The organism is Janthinobacterium sp. C22, from assembly GCF_057919405.1.
Genome location: NZ_CP193659.1, coordinates 2,617,367 through 2,637,650 on the forward strand (window position 1 = coordinate 2,617,367; position 20,284 = coordinate 2,637,650).

The window sequence follows — 20,284 nt, forward strand, 5'->3', positions numbered from 1 at the left end:
ATTGTTTTCTTCAGATAGGAATCACGCAATGAAAAACCTCAAAATCGGCGTACGACTCGGTGGCGGTTTCGCTGCCGTCCTGCTCCTGTTGACGACCCTGACCGTGGTGGGCATCGTGCAGATGCAAAGCGCCAGCAAGGAAACCGATGCGCTCGTCAACGTCAAGGTGCGCAACGAGCGCCTGATCGGTGAATGGACCAAGGTCATCGAGGTGAACGCGGCGCGCACGGCGGCCGCCTGGAAAGTCAGCGATCCCGAACACCAGAAGCAGTTTGAAAAGGAAATGGCGGTCTCGTCATCGCGTGCCACGGAAATCCAGGACGCGATCGGCAAGAGCGAGCTGAACGCTGAAGAGCAATCGCTGTACCAGGAGGTGCTGAGCACGCGCAAGGCCTACACGGAAGTGCGCAAGAATGTGTTCAAGGCCAAGAATGCGGGCGACCTGGAACTGGGCAAGCGCCTGTACGAAGGCGACATGGCCGCCAAGCGCGACGTCTACCTGGCGGCGCTGAAGAAGCTGGAATTGCTGGAAGCCAAATTGCTCGATGAAACGGCCGCGCAAATCCGTTCGCGCTACGAAAACGGCCGCTTGCTGCTGATCTCGCTGGGCGTGGTTGCCATCTTGCTGGGCATCGCCTGCGCGTACTGGATCACGCGCTCGATCACGCGTCCCATCACGCGCGCCGTCGAGGTGGCGCAAGCCGTTTCCGCTGGCGACCTGACCAGCCATATCGTGGTGGAAAGCCGCGATGAGACGGGGCAGCTGATGCACGCGCTGAAAAATATGAACGATAAACTGGTCAGTATTGTCGGCCAGGTGCGCGCCGGCACTGAATCCATCAGCACGGCGTCGAGCGAAATTGCGGCCGGCAACCTGGATTTGTCGTCCCGCACGGAAGAGCAGGCCAGTTCGCTGGAAGAGACGGCGTCATCCATGGAAGAGCTCACTTCCACCGTGAAACTCAATGCCGACAATGCGCGCAGCGCCAACCAGCTGGCCATCGACGCCTCGCAGATCGCCAGCAAGGGCGGGGTGGTGGTATCGGAAGTAGTCAGTACCATGGGCTCGATCAACGATTCCTCGCGCAAGATCGTCGACATCATCAGCGTCATCGACGCCATCGCCTTCCAGACGAATATCCTGGCCCTGAACGCGGCCGTGGAAGCGGCCCGGGCCGGCGAGCAGGGCCGTGGTTTTGCAGTCGTGGCCTCCGAGGTGCGCAACCTGGCGCAGCGCTCGAGCGCCGCGGCCAAGGAGATCAAGGGCTTGATCGACGATTCCGTGCAAAAGGTCGAGGCCGGTTCGCAACTGGTGGACAAGGCGGGCCGCACCATGGATGAAATCGTGCAGAGCATCAGCCATGTGACGCAGATCATGAACCAGATCACCGACGCCAGCGATGAACAGCGCGCCGGCATCGAGCAAGTCAACCAGGCCATCGGCCAGATGGACCAGGTGACGCAGCAAAACGCGGCCCTGGTGGAAGAAGCGGCCGCCGCAGCCGAATCCATGCAGGAACAGGCGGCCAAGCTGGCCGACGTGGTGGGCGTGTTCAAGCTCGATGCCACGCAGCGCTATGTTTCCGCCAGTGCTGCTCCGTTTGTGACGGCGTCTGCGCCAATCACCGCCGCGACGCGGCCCGCCACGCGGCGGGCGCCGGCACCAGCCGTGGCCGCGCCCACGCCGGGCAAGGCCGTGCCAGCGGACGCTGTGCGCGCACGCACGCCGAAGGCGCCAGTGGCGTCCGGCGCCGACGAATGGGAAGAGTTTTAAGCGCAGAGTCCCCGTGGCATGGCGTGGGCGCTACAATCGCGGCTTGAAGACAGCCGCGAACGCGCTCCGCCATGACCACCCGCCGTACCTCCAGCCATACCTTTAGCCACCCCTCTGCATCGTCCACCCTGGCTGAACCGGCCAAACGCGCCCGCTGCCCGGTCTGCCAGCGCGCCGCAGCCAGCTGCATCTGCCGCTGGATCGCTCCCGTTGCCCACGCCGTGGAAGTGCTGATCCTCCAGCATCCGCTGGAAGTCCACAACGCCAAGGGCAGCGCCCGCTTGCTGCACCTGAGCTTGCCCAACAGCCGCCTGCTGACGGGCGAACAGTTTGACCCGGTAGACCTCGCTGAACTGCTGGCCGGCAAGCACAATGTGCTGCTGTATCCGGATACGCCCGGCGACCGTTCGCTGGGCATCGCGCCGCCGCCAGCGCTCGACCCCGCCATCTTGCTCGATCCCGCCCGGTTGGCGACCCAATTGCGGCTGGTGGTGCTCGATGCCACCTGGCGCAAGAGCCGCAAGATGCTGTACCTGAATCCTTCGTTGCAACAGCTGCCGCGCCTGCCGCTGCGCGATACGCCCGCCTCCCATTATCTGATCCGCAAGGCGCACGCGCCAGACCAGTTATCGACCCTGGAAGCGACGTGTTATGCCCTGATGCAGTTGGAGCAGGATGTCCCCCGCTTCGTTCCCCTGATCGCGGCATTCGACGGCTTTGTCGCGCAGCAGTTGAGTTATGTCATGCTGCATGGCGAAAAAGCTTGAAACGACAGCACGGCAGCCCTTGATCTTGGCCGCACAGCGGCATAGTATACTGTACGTATATACAGTTGATGGGGCCGTTCATGAAAGCAATCATTCCAGAGCACGATGACAGCTTCGCCGGGCAAGCCATGTTGCCGCCGCAATCGCTGAAAGCGCACAAGGGGCGCGGGGCCGTCTCGAACCTGCAGGGGCGCCACGAGACGCATGCGCGCGCCGGTTTCGACGATGGCTGGAGCGTGGGCGGCCTGGATGAGCCAGGCGGGGAGGAGAGCACGCCGACCTGGAAGACGCAGGTCAGCGACGAGCAGGCGCGCACCATCCTCACGCGCAACGCTTCGCCCGATTTGCCGTTCAACGTGTCGCTGAACCCGTACCGGGGTTGCGAACATGGCTGTATATATTGCTTTGCGCGTCCCACGCACAGCTACCTGGGCCTGTCGCCGGGCCTGGACTTCGAAAGCCGCATCTACGCCAAGGTGAACGCCCCCGAACTGTTGCGGCGTGAACTGGCCAAGCCGTCGTATGTGCCCGAACCGATCGCCCTGGGCGTCAATACGGATGCGTATCAGCCCTGCGAACGGGAACGGCAGTTGACGCGGCGCGTGCTGGAAGTGCTGCACGAGTGCGATCATCCCGTGGCGCTGATCACGAAATCGTCGCTGATCGAGCGCGATATCGACATCCTGGCGCCCATGGCGGCCAGGCGCCTGGCGGCCGTGGCCGTCACTGTCACGACGCTCGACCCGGCTATCGCGCGCACCCTGGAACCGCGCGCGGCCGCACCGGCGCGGCGATTGCGCACCATCCGCACCCTGACGGAGGCGGGCATTCCCGTGGGCGTGAGCATCGCGCCCATCATTCCTTTCGTGACGGAGCCGGAAATCGAGCAGCTGCTCGAAGCCGTGCGCGACGCGGGCGCCATCCACGCCCATTACGTGGTGCTGCGCCTGCCGTGGGAAGTGAGTCCATTGTTCCAGCAATGGCTGGAGGCGCACTTCCCGGAGCGGGCTCAGCGGGTGATGAACCGCGTGCGCGAAATGCGTGGCGGCAAGGACTACGACAGCGCGTTCGGCGCGCGCATGCGGGGCGAAGGCGTGTGGGCCGATCTCATCCGTCAGCGCTTTGAAAAGGCCGTGCATCGGCTGGGGCTGCATGGCAAGGGCGGGCGCTTCAAGCAGCTCGATTGCACGCAGTTCCGCCGCCCGCTGGTGGTGCCGCCGCTGGGCGCAAACGTAAAAAGGCAATGCGGGGCAGCTGGATCTGTTTTAAGTTAAACCAGCGTCAGTGCTGATGCCGCAGGGGTGTGCCGCGGCGCTGTCCTGGCTATGTGCCTGGAGCTGCGCCAGATGTTGCTCGATGGCAAAGACATGCGGATCGCTCTTGCCCAGTTCGCGCAGGGCGCTGGCCAGGTGCAGCAGGTATTCGCTGTTCGGACCGCTGGGACCGTTTGATCGGGCGATCTGGCGCGCGATATCCAGTTCCGATGCGGCACCGAGGAAGGCGGCGTTTTCCTCGTTGGCGATGTACACCAGGCCTTCGGCCTTGCTGCCATCGTCGAAGGTGATCTCGGTGGCCAGGCGCAGGTAGCCGTTCTTTTCGCGGTGGTCGAGGTGGGCGAAGACTTCGGGCGTGATCAGATACGCCATGCCGTCGCACACGGCGCCCGCCTGCGGCACGATGGTGGCGACCCGGCCCGGCGCCATCGGCGTGCCCCGGTGGTCGTGCGAACCTTGCCAGAAGCGCCGCGTCCAGCCTGCGATGCTGGCGGGACGCCGTTCGATATAGGGGAAATCGGCCTTGTAGATCAGCGAGCCATAGCCGAACAGCCAGACCTGCGCATGGCCGTCGAATTTGTTCATGCGCTGGTTGATGGCGATGGTGGCGGCGTCGGTGGGCGACAGGTCGTGCTGGTCAGGCTGGGTCATGGCGTTAGCGGCAAGGGGCGATGCGCCATTATAAAGGGGCGCCGGCCGGGCCGCCGGCCGGCAGCGTGTCGCGGGCTGCGGGCCCGCCCGCGCCCACATTCCACTCGTGCGTCTCGACGAAGCGGAACAGGAAGGCCATGAAGCTTTCGGCCGCCGGCGACAGCGAACGGCCCGTCTTCGTGTAGACGAAAAAGCGCCGCGTCAGTTCCGGCTCGTGCAGGGTGCGCATCTGCAATTTGTAGAGTTTGACCATCGGCTCCGCGTAGGGCAGGCAGACCGTGATGCCCAGATTGGCGCTGACCATGGCCAGCGCCGTCGTCATGAAGGTCACTTCATTGTAGGGGTTGAGCGACAGCTCGCGAAACGCGCCGTGCATGTCGCGCAGCAAACGCTCCGTGAACTGCCCCTGCAGCGAAATGAACGGGTAGTCGCCCACGTCGGCCCAGGTCACGCGCTCTTTCTGTTGCAGCGGATGCTGCTCGGGGAAGACCAGCACGAAGGGCATTTCGAACAGCACTTGCGCTGCGATTTCCGCCGTCGGATCGCGCTCGGGGCCGATGCCGAAATCGACTTCGCCGCTGAAGACGCGCGCCGACACGTTTTCCACGGGACAGTCGACCAGGCGCAATTGTACGTCCGGGTGCGCCTGGCGGTAGGCGGCGATCACTTCCGGCAGCAGGGTGCAGGCCATCATCTGCGGCGCGGCGATGCGCACCAGGCCGGTCTTCAGGGCCTTGCGCTGGGCGATGCCGGCCATGGCGCCGTCGAGGTCCTCGATCATCTTTTCAAACAGCGGATACAGTTCGCGGCCGATTTCCGACAGCTGCGTCTTGCGCGTGCTGCGCTCGACCACGCGCACGCCCAGCACGCTTTCCAGTTCCTTGATCAAGCCGCTCAAGGCCGATTGCGTCACGTGCAGGTATTCGGCGGCCAGGGTAAAACTGCCGGTCTTGGCCAGCGCCACGAAGGCGCGCATTTGCCGCAGGCTGGGACTCATAAGATAATCCGATAAATCAATGGTTAAAAATTGTTTGTATGATAGCTGTAACTCGATTCTAATGGTGAAAAGCTGAAAAACAGGCCAGCCATCGCGCCCCGGGCGCCATCCATTGGAGACAAGCACATGAAGATCAAGCAAATCCACCACGTTGCCTACCGCTGCATCGACGCGAAGAAAACCGTCGAGTGGTACGTCAAGCATTTGAACATGAATTTCGTCCTCGCCATCGCCGAGGATCTGGTGCCGTCGACCAAGGCGCCGGACCCGTACATGCACGTCTTCCTCGACGCGGGCCAGGGCAATGTGCTGGCCTTCTTCGAGCTGCCGACGCAGCCGCCGATGGACCGCGACCGCAATACCCCGGCCTGGGTGCAGCACCTGGCGCTGGAAGTGGGCAGCATGGAAGAACTGCTGGCCGCCAAGGAGCGCCTGGTGGCCGGCGGCATCGAGGTGCTGGGCCCCGTCAATCACGCCATCTTCCAGTCGATCTATTTCTTCGACCCGAACGGCCACCGCCTGGAACTGGCGGCCAACGTGGGCACGCCCGAGATGATGGCCAAACTGGACGCCGTCAAATGGGAAATGCTGGAAGAATGGTCGCAGACGCGCCGCGCACCGAAGCACGCCGCCTGGATGCATGCGCCAGCCGACGCCTGAGCGCCGCACACGGCATCCATCTGAACCCTACGCCTAACAAGGAATACCATGAAACTCGCAACCCTGAAAAACGGCAGCCGCGACGGCGCCCTGATCCTCGTCAGCCGCGACCTGCGCCAGTACCAGCGCGTGGCCGCCATCGCTCCCACCCTGCAGGCGGCGCTCGACAACTGGGACGCCGTGGCGCCGAAGCTGGAACAAGCCTACGCCGACCTGAACGCGGGCCGGGCGCCGGACGCGCAGCCGTTTGACGCCAATCTGTGCCACTCGCCGCTGCCGCGCGCCTACCAGTGGGCCGACGGTTCCGCCTACATCAACCACGTGGAACTGGTGCGCAAGGCGCGCAACGCGGAAGTGCCGGCCTCGTTCTACACGGACCCGCTGATGTACCAGGGCGGCTCCGACAGCTTCATCGGCCCGCGCGATCCCATCTTCGCCCTGTCGGAAGAGTGGGGCATCGACCTGGAAGCGGAAGTGGCCGTCATCACGGGCGACGTGGCCATGGGCGCCGGCGTGGACGACGCGGCGCGAGCGATCCGCCTGGTGATGCTGGTCAACGATGTCTCCTTGCGCAACCTGATCCCGGGCGAACTGGCCAAGGGCTTCGGTTTCTTCCAGTCGAAGGCGGCCAGCGCGTTTTCGCCCGTCGCCGTCACGCCCGATGAACTGGGGGCCGACTGGGCGGACAGCAAGCTGCACCTGCCGCTGCTGGTGGACCTGAACGACAAGCCGTTCGGTAAACCAAATGCGGGCGAAGACATGACCTTCAATTTTGCGCAGCTCGTCGCCCATGCGGCGAAGACGCGCGAACTGGGCGCCGGCAGTATCGTCGGCTCCGGCACCGTGTCGAACAAGCAGGGCAACCTGTTCGGTTCCAGCATCGAGAACGGCGGCGTGGGTTACTGCTGCCTGGCCGAAGTGCGCATGTATGAAACCATCGAACACGGCGCGCCAAAAACGGCGTACCTGAAGTTCGGCGACACGGTGCGCATCGAGATGCGCGACGCGGCCGGCGCCAGCATCTTCGGCAGCATCGAGCAGACGGTCGCGCTGTATGTTGGCAACAGCGCCGGCCGCGCCTGAGGGGGAGGCCGCGCCATGAAGCTGTACACCTATTTCCGCAGTTCGGCCGCCTACCGCGTGCGCATCGCCTTGAATTTGAAGGGCATCGATTACGACAGCATCCCGGTGCACCTGCTGCAGGACGGCGGCCAGCAGCTGCTGCCGGCCTACCGCGCCGTCAATCCGTCGGCGCTGGTGCCGGCGCTCGACGTCGAGGGCGCCATCCTGACGCAGTCGCTGGCCATGCTCGAATACCTCGATGAGACGCGGCCAGCCGTGCCGCTGCTGCCCGCGGACGCGCTGGGACGCGCCCGCGTGCGCGCGCTGGCGCTGGCGATCGCCTGCGACGCCCATCCGCTGACGAATCTGCGCGTGCTGAAATACCTGAAAAACACCCTGGGGCTGTCGGACGAGGCCAAGCAGGAATGGTACCGCCACTGGATGGCCGAGGGACTGGCGGCCGTGGAAGCGCTGCTGGCGCAGGGCGACCCGGCCGGAACGGGCCTGTTCTGCCATGGCGACAGCCCGACGATGGCCGACTGCTGCCTGGTGCCGCAGGTATTCAATGCGCAGCGCTTCGCCATCGACCTGGCGCCGTACCCGCGCGTGGCGCGCATCCATGCGCACTGCGTCGCCTTGCCGGCGTTTGCCGCCGCGCATCCCTCGCAGCAGCCTGACGCCGAATAGCTTTTATAAGGCGCGAGCCAGAACACCCCGCCGGGCAACAGGCGGGGTTTTTTTATGTGTGCTTGATTTGGGCAGTCAATACCCGCTTGCCGTTAGGCTACAATTTGCGTTTGCCCAAATATTTTACTGAGGCGCCATGACCGCAACAACCGTTCCTGCCAGCATCACCGATGCCCTGTCCCTGGCGCATGCTTCCTGGCGTCCCATCCTGCTGCGCGGCTTGCACGCCGTGATGGCGGCCGATCCCGCCTACCTGCCGGCGCTGGCCGCCGACGATTACCTGCCCACGCAGGGCCGGCTGTTCGCCGCCTTTGCCCTGCCGCTGGCGCAGGTGCGCTACGTGCTGGTGGGCGAGGGACCGTATCCGCGCGCCGACAGCGCCACGGGCGTGTGCTTCATGGATGGCGCCGTCGGCAGCCTGTGGTCGGCGACGGGCCTGTCGAAGCCCGTCAACCGCGCCACCTCCCTGCGCAACTTCATGAAGATGCTGCTGGTGGCCGATGGCCAACTGCTGGGCGGAGATACTTCCGGCGTGGCCATGGCGCCCGTGGCGGCGGCCGCGCAGCTGCCGGGCAGCGGCGTGATCCAGACCCTGCCCGACTTGCAGCGCAAGATGACGGAGCAGGGTTTCTTGTTGCTCAACGCGGCGCTGGTATTCCGTGCCCACGTGCCGCCCGTGCAGGATGCGCGCGGCTGGCTGCCCTTCCTGCAGGTGGTGCTGGAAGCGCTGGCGCAGCAGGGCGGGGCGGCCTTGCCGCAACTGGTCTTGTGGGGCAAGATTGCCGAGCTCATCAAACGCTTGCCGGTGGCCGCAGCCTTGCCGCAGGTGACGGCGGAACATCCGTATAATCTGTCCTTTATCGGCAACAGCGACATGCAGGCCCTGTTTGGCCCGATGCAGCTGTTGCGTGCTTGAGCTTGAATCATCGCCTGTCTGGCGGAAGTGCGGGGAATATGCAAATCAGTAACGTGGAAGAATTGAAGGCGTGGATCGCGGCGGGCGGCGAGCCCGACTATCTGTATTTCTGGGGCCACACGCCGGCGCAGCCGCAGGTGCCCGACAAAAGCTGCTTCAGCCAGTGGTTTCCGTCGCCGTTCAGCCTCGCTGGCGTGACGTACGCCACGGCCGAGCACTACATGATGGCGCAAAAGGCGGCCCTGTTTGGCGATACCGCCGTGCAGGCGCGCATCGTGGCGGCCGGGCGGCCGTCGGAAGTCAAGAAGCTGGGGCGCGAAGTGGCCAATTTTGACGCCAGGGTGTGGGAAGCGGCGCGCGCGGGCATCGTCTTCGATGGCAACTTCGCCAAGTTCTCGCAAAAAGCCGCGCTGCGCAAGTTCTTGCTGGGCACGGGCGAGCGCGTCATCGTCGAAGCCAGTCCCGTCGACCGCATCTGGGGCGTGGGCCTGGCGTCGGACAATCCGCGCATCGGCGATCCGGCCCGCTGGGACGGCTTGAACCTGCTGGGGTTTGAGTTAATGAAAGTACGTAGCGCTCTGCGTGCCTGAGCAGTATTGTTGTTTTCCTGATGCCGCCGCGCCTGGCGCGGCCGGCCATGCCCCTTCCAGCCCTGTGGTCATCGAGGGGCGCTCTGACAAACCCCGCCGAATTTGTTATACTTGACTAAATCATTCAACTACTCGGGGTTTGAGAAGTTGAAAACCCGCAATATTTTAAACCAGTTGACCAGAGGATGTATGCGTCTGACTACAAAAGGCCGTTTTGCCGTGACAGCGATGATCGATCTTGCCCTGCGCCAGGGCAAGGGACCGGTCACCTTGTCCGGCATCAGCCAGCGCCAGTCGATTTCCCTGTCCTACCTGGAGCAGCTGTTCGGCAAGCTGCGCCGCCATGAGATCGTCGAATCGATCCGCGGTCCCGGCGGCGGCTACAGCCTGGCGCGCCGTGCCGACAAGGTGACGGTGGCCGACATCATCATTGCCGTCGACGAGCCGCTCGATGCCACGCAGTGCGGCGGCAAGGAACATTGCCACGGCGCCGACGCGGCCACGGGGGCGCGCTGCATGACGCATGAATTGTGGTCCACGCTCAACGAAAAAATGGTCGATTATCTGGATTCTGTGTCCTTGCAGGACCTGGTCGACCAGCAGAGACAAAAGATTGCCGAACAAAGCGTGATGGTGATGCACCGTAACCACGCCGCCCTCGGTTGAACATAACAAAATACCAAGTTGCTGATTGCAGGAGTTATTGATGAACGCCCCAGAAAAAAACGTAGGCCAAGTGCACTTTGAAACCGCACCGCATTTCCCGATCTACATGGATTACTCGGCCACCACGCCGATCGATCCACGCGTCGCCGACAAGATGATTCCCTACCTGCGCGAGCAGTTCGGCAATCCGGCCTCGCGCAGCCACATGTACGGCTGGACGGCGGAAAAAGCCGTGGAAGAGGCACGCGGCCACGTGGCGGCCCTGGTGAACGCCGATCCGCGCGAAATCATCTGGACCTCCGGCGCGACGGAAAGCAACAACCTGGCCATCAAGGGCGCTGCGCAGTTCTACAAGACCAAGGGCAAGCACATCATCACCGTCAAGACCGAGCATAAATCGGTGCTCGATACGGTGCGCGAACTGGAACGCATCGGCTTCGAAGCGACGTACCTGGAACCGCAGGACAACGGCCTGATCACCGTCGAGCAGCTGGCCGCGGCCGTGCGCCCGGACACCATCCTCGTGTCTGTGATGCTGGTGAACAACGAAATCGGCGTGATCCAGCCGATCGACGAGATCGGCGTGTTCTGCCGCTCGAAAGGCATCATCTTCCATTGCGACGCCGCGCAAGCGACGGGCAAGGTCGTCATCGACCTGCAAAAGACCAAGGTCGATCTGATGACCTTCACGGCGCACAAAACCTACGGCCCGAAAGGCGTGGGCGCCCTGTACGTCTGCCGCAAGCCGCGCGTGCGCCTGGAAGCGCAGATGCACGGTGGCGGCCATGAGCGCGGCCTGCGCTCGGGCACCCTGCCGACGCACCAGATCGTGGGCATGGGCGAGAGCTTCCGCATCGCCAAGGAAGAAATGGACAGCGAAATCGGCCGCATCAAGGCTTTGCGCGACCGCCTGGCCAAGGGCCTGCAGGAGATCGAAGAAGTCTACATCAACGGCGACATGGATCACCGCGTGCCGCACAACCTGAACGTGAGCTTCAACTACGTCGAAGGCGAGTCGCTGATCATGGCGATCAAGGATATCGCCGTGTCGTCCGGTTCGGCCTGCACCTCGGCCAGCCTGGAACCATCGTACGTGCTGCGCGCCCTGGGCCGCAGCGACGAACTGGCGCACAGCTCGATCCGCTTCACCATCGGCCGCTTCTCGACCGAGGAAGACATCGACTTCGCCGTGAACCTGCTGAAATCGAAAGTACACAAGCTGCGCGAACTGTCGCCGCTGTGGGACATGTTCAAAGAGGGAATCGATATTAACTCCATCCAATGGGCAGCCCACTAACCAACACCGTGGCCCCTGTTGACGGGGCCGGCAAGAATATTAAAGGAGCATCAAAATGGCTTACTCGGACAAAGTACTCGATCACTACGAAAACCCGCGCAACGTGGGCGCTTTCGACAAGGGTGATGAAACCATCGGCACCGGCATGGTGGGCGCGCCTGCCTGCGGCGACGTGATGAAACTGCAGATCAAGGTCGGCGCCGACGGCCTGATCGAAGATGCGAAATTCAAGACCTACGGCTGCGGTTCGGCCATCGCATCGAGCTCGCTGGTGACCGAATGGGTCAAGGGCAAGACCCTGGACCAGGCGCTGGCCATCAAGAATACGCAGATCGCCGAAGAACTGGCCCTGCCGCCAGTGAAGATCCACTGCTCCATCCTGGCGGAAGACGCCATCAAGGCGGCAGTATTGGACTACCAGACCCGCCATCCGGCTGCGGCCTAAGTTTGCATCCTGCCCGGCGCCGCAAGGCGCGGGGCGGGCGCGGAGAAATACATGATCACACTGACCGAAAAAGCGGCGAAACACATCAACCGTTATATCGAACGGCGCGGCAAGGGCATGGGCCTGCGCTTCGGCGTGCGCACCACGGGCTGCTCGGGCCTGGCCTACAAGCTCGAATATGTCGATGAAGCGGCGGCCGAAGACAGCGTCTTCGAATCGCACGGCGTGAAAGTCTTCGTCGATCCGAAAAGCCTGCCTTACATCGACGGCACGGAACTCGATTTCGCGCGCGAAGGCTTGAACGAAGGCTTCAAGTTCCACAATCCGAACGAAAAAGACGCCTGCGGCTGCGGCGAGTCCTTCAGGATTTAAACAGCTGGCAAGACCCCGGTCGGTGCGCTGTACCCATCGATTGCGGTACAGCGACCACTGACAATTATGCAAAACCACTTCGAATTATTCCAGTTGCCGGCGCAGTTCGGGCTCGACATGAGCGCGCTCGACGCGGCCTACCGCGACGTGCAGGGCAAGGTCCACCCGGACCGTTTCATCAACGCCAGCAGCGCCGAGAAGCGCGTGGCGATGCAATGGGCCACGCGCGCCAATGAAGCCTATCAAACCCTGAAAAGCCCGCAAAAGCGCGCGCAATACCTGTGCGAACTGAATGGCGTCGATCTACAGACGGAATCGAACACGGCCATGCCCGTCAGCTTCCTGATGCAGCAGATGGAATGGCGCGAGGAACTGGGCGATGCGCGCGCGGGCAAGGATGCCGAGGCGCTCGACGCCCTGGACCGCCAGCTGCGCGGCGAACGCAAGGCCCTGCTGGCCCAGGTGGCGACCCAGCTCGATGGCGGCGACTATGTGAATGCCGCGCAAAGCGTGCGCGCCCTGATGTTCCTCGACAAATTCGGCGAGGAAGTCCGTTTTGCCTATGAGGCGATCGAGGTTTGATCGCCGGATAGCTTGACCGGCGTGCCAAGCGCCAGTCTGGCGCGCGTCTTATAATGCGCACCAGGCATCAGCTGCATCACGCAAAAAATTAATCGAGGCACGAATACAATGGCACTTCTGCAAATTTCCGAACCAGGCATGTCGACCGCGCCGCACCAGCACCGTCTGGCCGTCGGCATCGACCTTGGCACCACCAATTCCCTGGTCGCGACCGTGCGCAACAGCATTCCCGAGGTGCTCAACGACGAAGAAGGGCACTCCCTGCTGCCGTCCGTCGTGCGCTACCTGCCGAACGGCCACGCCAACATCGGCTACAAGGCCCTGGCCGCACAGACCACCGACCCGAAGAACACCATCGTCTCCGTCAAACGCTTCATGGGCCGCGGCCTGGCCGACATCGCCTACGCGGAAAACCTGCCCTACGACTTCCAGGATACGCCTGGCATGGTGCAGCTGAAAACCGTGGCCGGCGTGAAAAGCCCCGTCGAAGTGTCGGCGCAAATCCTCGCCACCCTGCGCCAGCGCGCGGAAGACTCGCTGGGCGACGACCTGGTGGGCGCCGTGATTACCGTCCCAGCGTATTTCGACGATGCGCAGCGCCAGGCGACGAAAGATGCGGCCCAGCTGGCCGGCATCAATGTCTTGCGCCTGCTGAGCGAGCCGACGGCCGCCGCCATCGCGTATGGCCTCGATAACGCGTCCGAAGGCGTGTACGCCGTGTATGACCTGGGCGGCGGCACCTTCGATATCTCGATCCTGAAGCTGAGCAAGGGCGTCTTCGAAGTGCTGTCCACGGGCGGCGACTCGGCCCTGGGCGGCGACGATTTCGACCGCCGCCTGTTCTGCTGGATCAGCGAACACGCCAAGCTGGCGCCGCTGTCGGACGAAGACACGGCCATCCTGATGGTAAAGGCGCGCGAGATCAAGGAATTGCTGTCGACCAAGCCGGAAACGACGATCGACGCCAAGCTGAACTCGGGCGAAGAAATCCACCTGCGCATCACGGCGGCCGACTTTGCCGCCATGACGCAGCATCTGGTGGCCAAGACCATGAACGCCATCAAGAAAGCCCTGCGCGACGCGAACGTGGATGCGGACGACGTCGACGGCGTGGTGATGGTGGGCGGCGCCACGCGCATGCCGCACGTGCAGCGCGCCGTGAGCGAATTCTTCCACACGACGCCGCACGCGAATATCGACCCCGATAAGGTGGTGGCGCTGGGCGCGGCCATCCAGGCGAACTTGCTGGCCGGCAACCGCGCCGCCGGCGACGACTGGCTGCTGCTGGACGTGATCCCGCTGTCGCTCGGCATCGAAACCATGGGCGGCCTGGTGGAAAAGATCATCCCCCGCAATTCGACGATACCGTGCGCGCGCGCCCAGGAATTTACGACTTTTAAAGATGGCCAGACGGCCCTGGCCGTGCACGTGCTGCAGGGCGAGCGCGAACTGGTGAGCGATTGCCGCTCGCTGGCGCGTTTTGAATTGCGCGGCATTCCGCCGATGGTGGCGGGCGCCGCGCGCATCCGCATCACCTACCAGGTCGATGCGGACGGCTTGCTGTCCGTCTCGGCGCGCGAACTGCGCTCGGGCGTGGAAGCGTCGATCAGCGTCAAGCCCGCCTACGGCCTGGGCGACGACGACATCGCCCGCATGCTGCAGGATTCGTACACCTCCGCCGACACCGACATGGTGGCGCGCGCGCTGCGCGAAGAGCAGGTGGAAGCGGAACGCATCCTGCTGGCCACGCAGTCGGCGCTGGACGAAGACGGCGGCTTGCTCGACGACGCCGAACGCGCAGCCGTGGATGGCCTGATGCAGAAGGTGCGCGACGCCATTGCGCAATCGCAAAGCGGCGCCATCGACCACCAGGCATTAAAACTGGCGATCGAGGCGCTGGCCGACGGCACCGAGGATTTCGCCTCGCGCCGCATGGACCGCAGCGTGCGCACGGCGCTGACCGGCAAAACGCTGGACCAGGTGGTTTAAAGATAATTGACATGCGCGCCGCAGGCACTCGCCGCGGCCGCGCCCCGAATGACAGACTGAAAGAAGAAACCATGCCACAAATCGTTATCCTGCCGCACGCCAAGCTTTGCCCGGACGGCGCCGTCATCGAAGCACCAAGCGGCAAGTCCATCTGCGACATCCTGCTGGAAAACGACATCGACATCGAGCACGCCTGCGAAAAATCGTGCGCCTGCACCACCTGCCACGTGCTGGTGCGCGAAGGCATCGAATCCCTGAACGAAGCGACGGAACTGGAAGAAGACATGCTGGACAAGGCCTGGGGCCTGGAAGCCGTGTCGCGCCTGTCGTGCCAGTCCATCGTGGCCGAGGCCGACCTCGTCGTCGAAATCCCGAAATACACGATCAACCAGGTCAGCGAAGGCAGTCACTAAGATGAAATGGTCCGACATACACGCGATCGCCGAGGCGTTGTTCGACGCGCATCCGGACATCGACCCGCTGACCGTGCGATTCACCGACCTGCACAACTGGGTGGTGGAACTGGACGGCTTCGACGATGACCACACGCGCGGCGGCGAAAAAGTGCTCGAAGCGATACAGATGGCGTGGATCGATGAAGCGCGCTAAGGGCGCGGCACCCGCCGCCACCGCAGCCGCTGCGCCGAAAGACGTTATCACGGCCGCCAGCAACATGCCCGAGATCAAGGATGGCCAGTCGGTCGCCTTGCTGCAGGAATTGCACATCCTGACGCGCGACGGCAAGATGAACCAGGACAGCCGCCGCAAGCTCAAGCAGGTCTACCACCTGACGCAATTCATCGAGCCGCTGCTGCGCGAGGTGCAACTCGACCATCCCGGCGTATCCTTGGTCGACCACGGCGCCGGCAAGTCCTACCTGGGCTTCATCCTGTACGACCTGTTCTTCAAGAACGGCAACGACGGTTCGCACATCTACGGCATCGAGACGCGCGAAGAGCTGGTGCAGCGTTCGCAAGAGCTGGCGAAGAAGTTCAAGTTCCCCGGCATGTCGTTTTTACCCCTGTCCGTGGCCGAATCGACGGAATCGAACTTGCTGCCGCAGCAGATCGACATCGTCACGGCCTTGCATGCGTGCAACACGGCGACGGACGACGCCATCCACTTCGCCCTGAAGAAAAAGGCGAAATTCATGGTGCTGGTGCCATGTTGCCAGGCGGAAGTCGCTTCCATCCTGAAGAAGAACAAGGGCAAGAGCCTGGGCAAGAACGTCTTGACGGAATTGTGGCGCCACCCGCTGCACACGCGCGAGTTCGGCAGCCAGATCACCAACGTGCTGCGCTGTCTGCAGCTGGAAGCGCACGGCTACCAGGTCAGCGTGACGGAGCTGGTGGGCTGGGAGCATTCGATGAAGAATGAACTGATCATCGCCAGCTACAAAAACCTGCCGCGCCAGCGTCCGACGGAACGCCTGCAGGAAGTGCTGCAGACCCTGGGCCTGGAAGAGATGGGCCACCGTTTCTTTGCCGAGGAATTGGCCAAGGCGCAAGCCTGATTGTTGGCTTACGCGGCTAGCCGCTAAGCCAACCTACAAAACCGCACATGGTCGGATAGGTCGGGTAGGTCGGATTAGCGCAGCGTAATCCGACAATCAGCAGCGCGCACCGCAAAAGAGGAGGAGCGGGTCGGTTACAATACCGGCTTTCTCCTCCTCTTGCTTTTGCGCCTCCCCATGACCACACCACACGAAATGCCCACCGTCCGCCTGGCCAAGCGCCTGTCCGAAGACGTGCCCTGCTCGCGCCGCGAGGCCGAGCTGTATATCGAGGGCGGCTGGGTCACGGTCGATGGCGTGCTGGTGGAGGAATCGGGCGCGCGCGTGGCGGATAATCAGGAAGTGGTGCTGTTGCCGAACGCCACCCTCGATGAAATGCCGCCCGTGACGATTCTGCTGCACAAGCCGGCCGGCATCCATGGCGGTATCGGCAGCGAGGGCAAACCCGCATTGAGCTGTTTGCGTCCCGAAGAGATTTTCACGCCGGAGAACGTGGCGCCCAGCTCCGTCACGCGCTTCCTCAAGCGCCATTTGATCGGCCTGACCATCACCAATCCGCTGGAAACCATGGCTTCCGGCTTGCTCGTGTTCACGCAGGATTTCCGCGTGGCCCGCAAGCTCGTCGATGAAGCGAAGACGGTGGAGCAGGAATTCATCGTGGAAGTGTCGGGTGATATCATGGAAAACGGCTTGGCGCTGCTGAATCACGGCCTGCCCTTCAATGGCAAGCCTTTGCCGCCGATCAAGGTGAGCTGGCAGAACGAGACGCGCCTGCGTTTCGCCCTGAAAAACGTGCAGCCGGGCCAGATCGCCCATATGTGCAAGATGGTGGGACTGGACGTCGTCGCCATGAAGCGCCTGCGCATCGGCCGCATCCCGATGGGCGCCATGCCCGTGGGACAATGGCGTTACTTGCAGGGTTACGAGCGATTCTAGGAACGCCTGAGCAAACCTACTGCGCGTCGCTATTTGCGGCCTGCGATGCTCACTGTACTAGAGTACAGTTGCGCTTCTTAGCCACAACTAGCTTCCGCTCGCTACGGTTTTCTCAGGCGTCGTGAGGCTGGCTGTTTGCTGCGGGCTGCATTTGTTCGCGTGGTTTTCCGCAAAGCTTTTCCATAGCCGTTCGGCAATATTCAAGGCGATGGTGTCGGCCTTTTCTTGCAAGGCTGCATTGCCCATGCTTTCGGTGGTGGCGAAGAACAGGGTCAGCCAGCGGCGGAACATGCATGGCGTCAGGTTTTCCATGTTCGCGTGCTGGGCCAGCGGCTTGCCGTGGTAGCGCATGGTGCCGCGCAGCAAGCCAGACCAGAAATCGACCAATGTTGCCAGATGGGCGTCCCAATCCTTGACCTCGGCGGCAAAGATGGGACCCAGCATGGCGTCTTCGCGCGCGGCCGCATAAAAGGTATGGACGAGGTGCTTGACTTCGTCTTCGCTGCAGACTTCCTCGCGGTAGGGAGCGAAACGTGTGTGGGGGAGGGGGCGGTATTATTCATGGCACGCCATGATCGCAGAGCCCCCGTGGCGCTTCAATGACGCAGGTCAAGCCGCATAAAAACTCAGGCGGCGACTTTCTTCGACTTTTTCGCGGGGGCCGGCAATTGCACGATCTGCGTGCCCGCCAGCTTGTCGTGCAGGAATTGTCCATTGCCCGTGAACAGGGCCGTGGCCGACCAGGCCAGGATGCCCGCGCCGATGGCGCCCAGCGCTGTCCAGTGCTGCAGGCCGAATGCATACGACACCAGCAGGGCCGGCAGCAGCCACATCCATGACAGCATGTAGCGGTAGGCGGCCACCCGCAGCGGCACGTGGGCGTGGCCCGGCAGCACGACTTTCAGGCGCCACGTCTTCATGGCCAGGGTTTGCCCTTCGCGGCTCCATTGATGGATGAAATACGCGCCCATGACGAGGAAGGCCAGGCATTGGCGCATGTGTTCCGTCATGGGCGTATGCGCGCCCTGCACGGCCAGTTCAAACAGCAGGAAGGGTAAAAAGAGCACGGCCAGGGCCAGCAGCGACTCGTACACCATGGAAATCAGGCGGCGCTTGATCGTGGGATGGGAGGTGATGCTGGCGGCAGGCGTGCTATTTGACATTGGTTGGTAGTGGGGCTGGCGTAACAGGTGGCGTGACGGGCACGGTGGCGGGGACCGCGGCAGGATCCGTGAGCGGCACGGCCGCCGCTGGCGTGGCGGCTGGCGGCAGGACGGGCGCGGCGGCGGCAGGCGCTGGCGGCGTGGCGGGGAGCAGGATGGGGGCCGGCTTGCTCGTATTCGAATTGATCGCCGGCACCTTGCCCAGCGGTTTTTTCGGCACGAGTTCCGTCGCCAGCTTTTTCTTTTGATCTTCCGGCAATTGCTGGTACTGCTCCCATTGCGCGGTTTTTTGACCCGGATCGATCTTCTTCGTGCGCGTATAGTTTTCGCGCACGAGGCGGCGCTGTTCCGGCGTCAGCTTGATCCATTCGCGCATGCGTTCGTGCACGCGGATTTGCTCGTCGGGCGACATGGAGGCGAAGCGGCTGGCGATATCGAGCCATTTCTGCTTGCGCAAGGCTTCCAGCTTGTTCCACTCGCCCGCCAGCGGCTGCAGGGCTTCCTGCTGCGCGCGCGACAACTTGTTCCACGAGGGATTCTCGCCAGCCTTCGGTGGCGTGCCGCCCTTGCCGGCCGTGCGGGGTGAGCCGGGCTTGGCGGCTGAGGCCGGGGCCGGCGCCACCACGGCGCGGCTGCTGCGGGAGGGGCGGCGGGAGCGGGATGTTGCTGCGCGCCTACCCAGGCGGCGCCGGCCAGGGCGCAGGCGCCCAGGCCGATGCCGCCGGCCAGCCAGCCTTTGCGTACGCTCGTGCGTGCCATTATTGCTCGCGTTTCGTCAGGTAGGCGTTGAAGCCATGGTCCATGTACGCGGAGAGCGGCAATTCGTCGGACAGCACGGCGGCGTCGATTTCTGCCAGTTCGGCAATATGTTGTTCCTGCTCAAACTGATAGATGCCCACCAGGCCGCCGACCAGCAGCAGCAGGGGGATGATGACGCTCATGCGGCCCAGCCACGACAGCGGCTCGACGAACAGGCTGCTGGCCACGCCGGCGAACACATTCTGGCGCACGGTGACGGCGGCGGGCGCGTCCGCCTTCTTGCGCGACAGGGCCAGCTTGCGTGCCGCTGCCAGGCGATCGGTGGCCGATGCGGGCAGCTCGTCGAGTTTTTCGTTCAGTGCATGGCGCACTTTGTAAGCGAAATTGAGATCGTCGGTGTTCATAATTTAATTCCCTTGGCTTTCAGCGATTCGGCGAGCGTGTGGGTAGCTCTAGAGCAATGTGTTTTCACGCTACCTTCGGAGCAACCCATCGCTTCCGCTGTTTCAGCCACATCCATGTCCTGCCAATAACGCATGAGGAAGGCTTCGCGTTGACGTGAGGGCAGTTTTTGTACCTCTGCATCAATCAAATCAAGGATTTGCGCGCGTTCGACCTGGTCGGCCGACGATTCGGCGGCGCTGGAGCCCTGTTCCGATTCATAGGTGTCAAGTATATCAAAATCCTCATGTTCGTCGCCCGAGGGCTTCATGCCGGAAAACAGGCTGACCCAGGTGTTGCGAACTTTTTCGCGGCGAAAATAATCAAGGATGGTGTTCTGCAAGATGCGCTGGAACAGCATCGGCAGCTCGGCGGCCGGCTTGTCGCCGTATTTCTCGGCCAGCTTGATCATGGCATCCTGCACGATGTCGAGTGCCGATTCTTCCTTGCGGACCGCGTAGGCGGCCTGCTTGAAAGCGCGCCGCTCGACATTTTCTAGAAAGTCGGATAATTCTTTGTCTGTTGCCATGCGGTATGGGGATCTTAGCGGCTGCGGGGTGCGGTGGGCGAATGGGGGCGGGTATGCTTTTTGCAACCCCGTGCATGCTAGCAAAAAATGTGCGTTTCCGCAGGGTTTTTGCACGTTGTGCGGGCAAAAATGCAGCGAGGCCGACATTTTCCTTGACCATCATGGTGCAACGCGATAACGTATGGGACGCTTTGAACACCCCAAAGCCCTATGG

Annotated in this window: 24 protein-coding genes and 1 pseudogene; 18 read left to right on the top strand and 7 right to left on the bottom strand. The window is 63.0% G+C overall.

The window, feature by feature from the left end; genetic code table 11:
• Window positions 1-28 precede the first annotated feature (28 nt).
• The 3 genes from ACRHIG_RS12095 (at window position 29) to ACRHIG_RS12105 (ending at window position 3,815) form a co-directional block, all read left to right on the top strand.
• Window positions 29-1,774 carry a methyl-accepting chemotaxis protein gene (locus ACRHIG_RS12095; protein ID WP_489630287.1) on the top strand — a complete coding sequence of 582 codons (1,746 nt, stop codon included), beginning with the start codon at window positions 29-31 and terminating at the stop codon, window positions 1,772-1,774.
• Window positions 1,775-1,845: 71 nt separating this feature from the next.
• Window positions 1,846-2,541 carry a tRNA-uridine aminocarboxypropyltransferase gene (locus tag ACRHIG_RS12100; RefSeq protein WP_489630288.1) on the top strand — a complete coding sequence of 232 codons (696 nt, stop codon included), beginning with the start codon at window positions 1,846-1,848 and terminating at the stop codon, window positions 2,539-2,541.
• Window positions 2,542-2,621: 80 nt separating this feature from the next.
• Window positions 2,622-3,815 (top strand): PA0069 family radical SAM protein, encoded by a 1,194-nt coding sequence (locus tag ACRHIG_RS12105; protein WP_489630289.1) that lies wholly within the window; start codon window positions 2,622-2,624, stop codon window positions 3,813-3,815.
• On the opposite strand, the gene ACRHIG_RS12110 is transcribed toward ACRHIG_RS12105, so the two are convergent.
• Window positions 3,807-4,466 carry a gamma-glutamylcyclotransferase gene (locus tag ACRHIG_RS12110; protein WP_489630290.1) on the bottom strand — a complete coding sequence of 220 codons (660 nt, stop codon included), beginning with the start codon at window positions 4,464-4,466 and terminating at the stop codon, window positions 3,807-3,809. The genes ACRHIG_RS12105 and ACRHIG_RS12110 overlap by 9 nt on opposite strands.
• 28 nt (window positions 4,467-4,494) lie before the next feature.
• Entirely contained in the window at window positions 4,495-5,463 is a 969-nt protein-coding gene (locus ACRHIG_RS12115) for a LysR family transcriptional regulator (protein WP_489630291.1), read from the bottom strand.
• Between the two features lie 126 nt (window positions 5,464-5,589).
• Between ACRHIG_RS12115 and ACRHIG_RS12120 the strand changes: the two genes are divergently transcribed.
• From ACRHIG_RS12120 to ACRHIG_RS12190, 15 genes are all read left to right on the top strand, one after another.
• Complete coding sequence (locus ACRHIG_RS12120) at window positions 5,590-6,123, top strand: VOC family protein (protein WP_092710160.1); 534 nt, start codon at window positions 5,590-5,592, stop codon at window positions 6,121-6,123.
• Between the two features lie 48 nt (window positions 6,124-6,171).
• A complete protein-coding gene (locus ACRHIG_RS12125; protein ID WP_489630292.1) occupies window positions 6,172-7,206 on the top strand; it encodes a fumarylacetoacetate hydrolase family protein in 1,035 nt (344 codons plus the stop codon).
• Between the two features lie 15 nt (window positions 7,207-7,221).
• On the top strand, window positions 7,222-7,872 hold the full coding sequence (maiA, locus tag ACRHIG_RS12130; RefSeq protein WP_489630293.1) for a maleylacetoacetate isomerase: 651 nt from the start codon (window positions 7,222-7,224) through the stop codon (window positions 7,870-7,872).
• 136 nt (window positions 7,873-8,008) lie between these two features.
• A complete protein-coding gene (locus ACRHIG_RS12135; protein ID WP_489630294.1) occupies window positions 8,009-8,788 on the top strand; it encodes a uracil-DNA glycosylase family protein in 780 nt (259 codons plus the stop codon).
• 38 nt (window positions 8,789-8,826) lie between these two features.
• Window positions 8,827-9,378, top strand: coding sequence for a riboflavin biosynthesis intermediates N-glycosidase (ybiA, locus tag ACRHIG_RS12140; protein ID WP_489630295.1), 552 nt, complete (start codon window positions 8,827-8,829; stop codon window positions 9,376-9,378).
• 189 nt (window positions 9,379-9,567) lie between these two features.
• The gene (gene iscR, locus ACRHIG_RS12145) at window positions 9,568-10,044 is read left to right on the top strand and encodes a Fe-S cluster assembly transcriptional regulator IscR (protein ID WP_034779566.1); all 477 of its coding nucleotides are present in this window, start codon (window positions 9,568-9,570) and stop codon (window positions 10,042-10,044) included.
• 40 nt (window positions 10,045-10,084) lie between these two features.
• Window positions 10,085-11,341: an IscS subfamily cysteine desulfurase gene (locus ACRHIG_RS12150; protein ID WP_070288779.1), complete on the top strand. Its 1,257-nt coding sequence runs from the start codon at window positions 10,085-10,087 to the stop codon at window positions 11,339-11,341.
• Between the two features lie 55 nt (window positions 11,342-11,396).
• Window positions 11,397-11,786: a Fe-S cluster assembly scaffold IscU gene (iscU, locus tag ACRHIG_RS12155; protein ID WP_034779562.1), complete on the top strand. Its 390-nt coding sequence runs from the start codon at window positions 11,397-11,399 to the stop codon at window positions 11,784-11,786.
• A gap of 51 nt (window positions 11,787-11,837) precedes the next feature.
• Window positions 11,838-12,158 carry an iron-sulfur cluster assembly protein IscA gene (iscA, locus tag ACRHIG_RS12160; RefSeq protein ID WP_034750079.1) on the top strand — a complete coding sequence of 107 codons (321 nt, stop codon included), beginning with the start codon at window positions 11,838-11,840 and terminating at the stop codon, window positions 12,156-12,158.
• A 66-nt stretch (window positions 12,159-12,224) separates the two neighbouring features.
• The gene (gene hscB / locus ACRHIG_RS12165; RefSeq protein ID WP_489630296.1) at window positions 12,225-12,740 is read left to right on the top strand and encodes a Fe-S protein assembly co-chaperone HscB; all 516 of its coding nucleotides are present in this window, start codon (window positions 12,225-12,227) and stop codon (window positions 12,738-12,740) included.
• A 108-nt stretch (window positions 12,741-12,848) separates the two neighbouring features.
• Entirely contained in the window at window positions 12,849-14,729 is a 1,881-nt protein-coding gene (gene hscA, locus ACRHIG_RS12170) for a Fe-S protein assembly chaperone HscA (RefSeq protein WP_489630297.1), read from the top strand.
• Between the two features lie 71 nt (window positions 14,730-14,800).
• On the top strand, window positions 14,801-15,142 hold the full coding sequence (fdx, locus tag ACRHIG_RS12175; protein WP_070311300.1) for an ISC system 2Fe-2S type ferredoxin: 342 nt from the start codon (window positions 14,801-14,803) through the stop codon (window positions 15,140-15,142).
• Window position 15,143: 1 nt separating this feature from the next.
• The gene (gene iscX, locus ACRHIG_RS12180; protein ID WP_070288776.1) at window positions 15,144-15,338 is read left to right on the top strand and encodes a Fe-S cluster assembly protein IscX; all 195 of its coding nucleotides are present in this window, start codon (window positions 15,144-15,146) and stop codon (window positions 15,336-15,338) included.
• Window positions 15,325-16,242, top strand: coding sequence for a class I SAM-dependent methyltransferase (locus ACRHIG_RS12185; RefSeq protein WP_489630298.1), 918 nt, complete (start codon window positions 15,325-15,327; stop codon window positions 16,240-16,242). The genes iscX and ACRHIG_RS12185 overlap by 14 nt, the downstream gene beginning before the upstream one ends.
• 177 nt (window positions 16,243-16,419) lie before the next feature.
• Window positions 16,420-17,178 carry an rRNA pseudouridine synthase gene (locus ACRHIG_RS12190; RefSeq protein ID WP_475415405.1) on the top strand — a complete coding sequence of 253 codons (759 nt, stop codon included), beginning with the start codon at window positions 16,420-16,422 and terminating at the stop codon, window positions 17,176-17,178.
• A gap of 87 nt (window positions 17,179-17,265) precedes the next feature.
• Here the strand turns inward: ACRHIG_RS12190 and ACRHIG_RS12195 are convergent.
• The 5 genes and pseudogenes from ACRHIG_RS12195 to ACRHIG_RS12215 form a co-directional block, all read right to left on the bottom strand.
• Window positions 17,266-17,679, bottom strand: a pseudogene (locus ACRHIG_RS12195) (group III truncated hemoglobin); the annotation flags it as partial.
• A gap of 125 nt (window positions 17,680-17,804) precedes the next feature.
• The gene (locus ACRHIG_RS12200) at window positions 17,805-18,341 is read right to left on the bottom strand and encodes an RDD family protein (protein ID WP_489630299.1); all 537 of its coding nucleotides are present in this window, start codon (window positions 18,339-18,341) and stop codon (window positions 17,805-17,807) included.
• Entirely contained in the window at window positions 18,331-18,966 is a 636-nt protein-coding gene (locus tag ACRHIG_RS12205; RefSeq protein WP_489630300.1) for a DUF3106 domain-containing protein, read from the bottom strand. The genes ACRHIG_RS12200 and ACRHIG_RS12205 overlap by 11 nt, the downstream gene beginning before the upstream one ends.
• Window positions 18,967-19,099: 133 nt before the next feature.
• The gene (locus ACRHIG_RS12210) at window positions 19,100-19,504 is read right to left on the bottom strand and encodes a DUF3619 family protein (RefSeq protein WP_475415401.1); all 405 of its coding nucleotides are present in this window, start codon (window positions 19,502-19,504) and stop codon (window positions 19,100-19,102) included.
• Window positions 19,501-20,070, bottom strand: a complete 570-nt coding sequence (locus ACRHIG_RS12215; RefSeq protein ID WP_034779551.1) for an RNA polymerase sigma factor — start codon at window positions 20,068-20,070, stop codon at window positions 19,501-19,503. Before ACRHIG_RS12215 ends, ACRHIG_RS12210 begins: the two co-directional genes overlap by 4 nt.
• Window positions 20,071-20,284: the final 214 nt, after the last annotated feature.

Excerpts from the sequence above, each read along its gene's own strand:
- ACRHIG_RS12095 (WP_489630287.1), top strand. The coding sequence starts at position 29 with ATGAAAAACCTCAAAATCGGCGTACGACTCGGTGGCGGTTTCGCTGCC.
- ACRHIG_RS12100 (WP_489630288.1), top strand. The coding sequence starts at position 1,846 with ATGACCACCCGCCGTACCTCCAGCCATACCTTTAGCCACCCCTCTGCA.
- ACRHIG_RS12105 (WP_489630289.1), top strand. The coding sequence starts at position 2,622 with ATGAAAGCAATCATTCCAGAGCACGATGACAGCTTCGCCGGGCAAGCC.
- ACRHIG_RS12110 (WP_489630290.1), bottom strand. The coding sequence starts at position 4,466 with ATGACCCAGCCTGACCAGCACGACCTGTCGCCCACCGACGCCGCCACC.
- ACRHIG_RS12115 (WP_489630291.1), bottom strand. The coding sequence starts at position 5,463 with ATGAGTCCCAGCCTGCGGCAAATGCGCGCCTTCGTGGCGCTGGCCAAG.
- ACRHIG_RS12120 (WP_092710160.1), top strand. The coding sequence starts at position 5,590 with ATGAAGATCAAGCAAATCCACCACGTTGCCTACCGCTGCATCGACGCG.
- ACRHIG_RS12125 (WP_489630292.1), top strand. The coding sequence starts at position 6,172 with ATGAAACTCGCAACCCTGAAAAACGGCAGCCGCGACGGCGCCCTGATC.
- maiA (WP_489630293.1), top strand. The coding sequence starts at position 7,222 with ATGAAGCTGTACACCTATTTCCGCAGTTCGGCCGCCTACCGCGTGCGC.
- ACRHIG_RS12135 (WP_489630294.1), top strand. The coding sequence starts at position 8,009 with ATGACCGCAACAACCGTTCCTGCCAGCATCACCGATGCCCTGTCCCTG.
- ybiA (WP_489630295.1), top strand. The coding sequence starts at position 8,827 with ATGCAAATCAGTAACGTGGAAGAATTGAAGGCGTGGATCGCGGCGGGC.
- iscR (WP_034779566.1), top strand. The coding sequence starts at position 9,568 with ATGCGTCTGACTACAAAAGGCCGTTTTGCCGTGACAGCGATGATCGAT.
- ACRHIG_RS12150 (WP_070288779.1), top strand. The coding sequence starts at position 10,085 with ATGAACGCCCCAGAAAAAAACGTAGGCCAAGTGCACTTTGAAACCGCA.
- iscU (WP_034779562.1), top strand. The coding sequence starts at position 11,397 with ATGGCTTACTCGGACAAAGTACTCGATCACTACGAAAACCCGCGCAAC.
- iscA (WP_034750079.1), top strand. The coding sequence starts at position 11,838 with ATGATCACACTGACCGAAAAAGCGGCGAAACACATCAACCGTTATATC.
- hscB (WP_489630296.1), top strand. The coding sequence starts at position 12,225 with ATGCAAAACCACTTCGAATTATTCCAGTTGCCGGCGCAGTTCGGGCTC.
- hscA (WP_489630297.1), top strand. The coding sequence starts at position 12,849 with ATGGCACTTCTGCAAATTTCCGAACCAGGCATGTCGACCGCGCCGCAC.
- fdx (WP_070311300.1), top strand. The coding sequence starts at position 14,801 with ATGCCACAAATCGTTATCCTGCCGCACGCCAAGCTTTGCCCGGACGGC.
- iscX (WP_070288776.1), top strand. The coding sequence starts at position 15,144 with ATGAAATGGTCCGACATACACGCGATCGCCGAGGCGTTGTTCGACGCG.
- ACRHIG_RS12185 (WP_489630298.1), top strand. The coding sequence starts at position 15,325 with ATGAAGCGCGCTAAGGGCGCGGCACCCGCCGCCACCGCAGCCGCTGCG.
- ACRHIG_RS12190 (WP_475415405.1), top strand. The coding sequence starts at position 16,420 with ATGACCACACCACACGAAATGCCCACCGTCCGCCTGGCCAAGCGCCTG.
- ACRHIG_RS12200 (WP_489630299.1), bottom strand. The coding sequence starts at position 18,341 with ATGTCAAATAGCACGCCTGCCGCCAGCATCACCTCCCATCCCACGATC.
- ACRHIG_RS12210 (WP_475415401.1), bottom strand. The coding sequence starts at position 19,504 with ATGAACACCGACGATCTCAATTTCGCTTACAAAGTGCGCCATGCACTG.
- ACRHIG_RS12215 (WP_034779551.1), bottom strand. The coding sequence starts at position 20,070 with ATGGCAACAGACAAAGAATTATCCGACTTTCTAGAAAATGTCGAGCGG.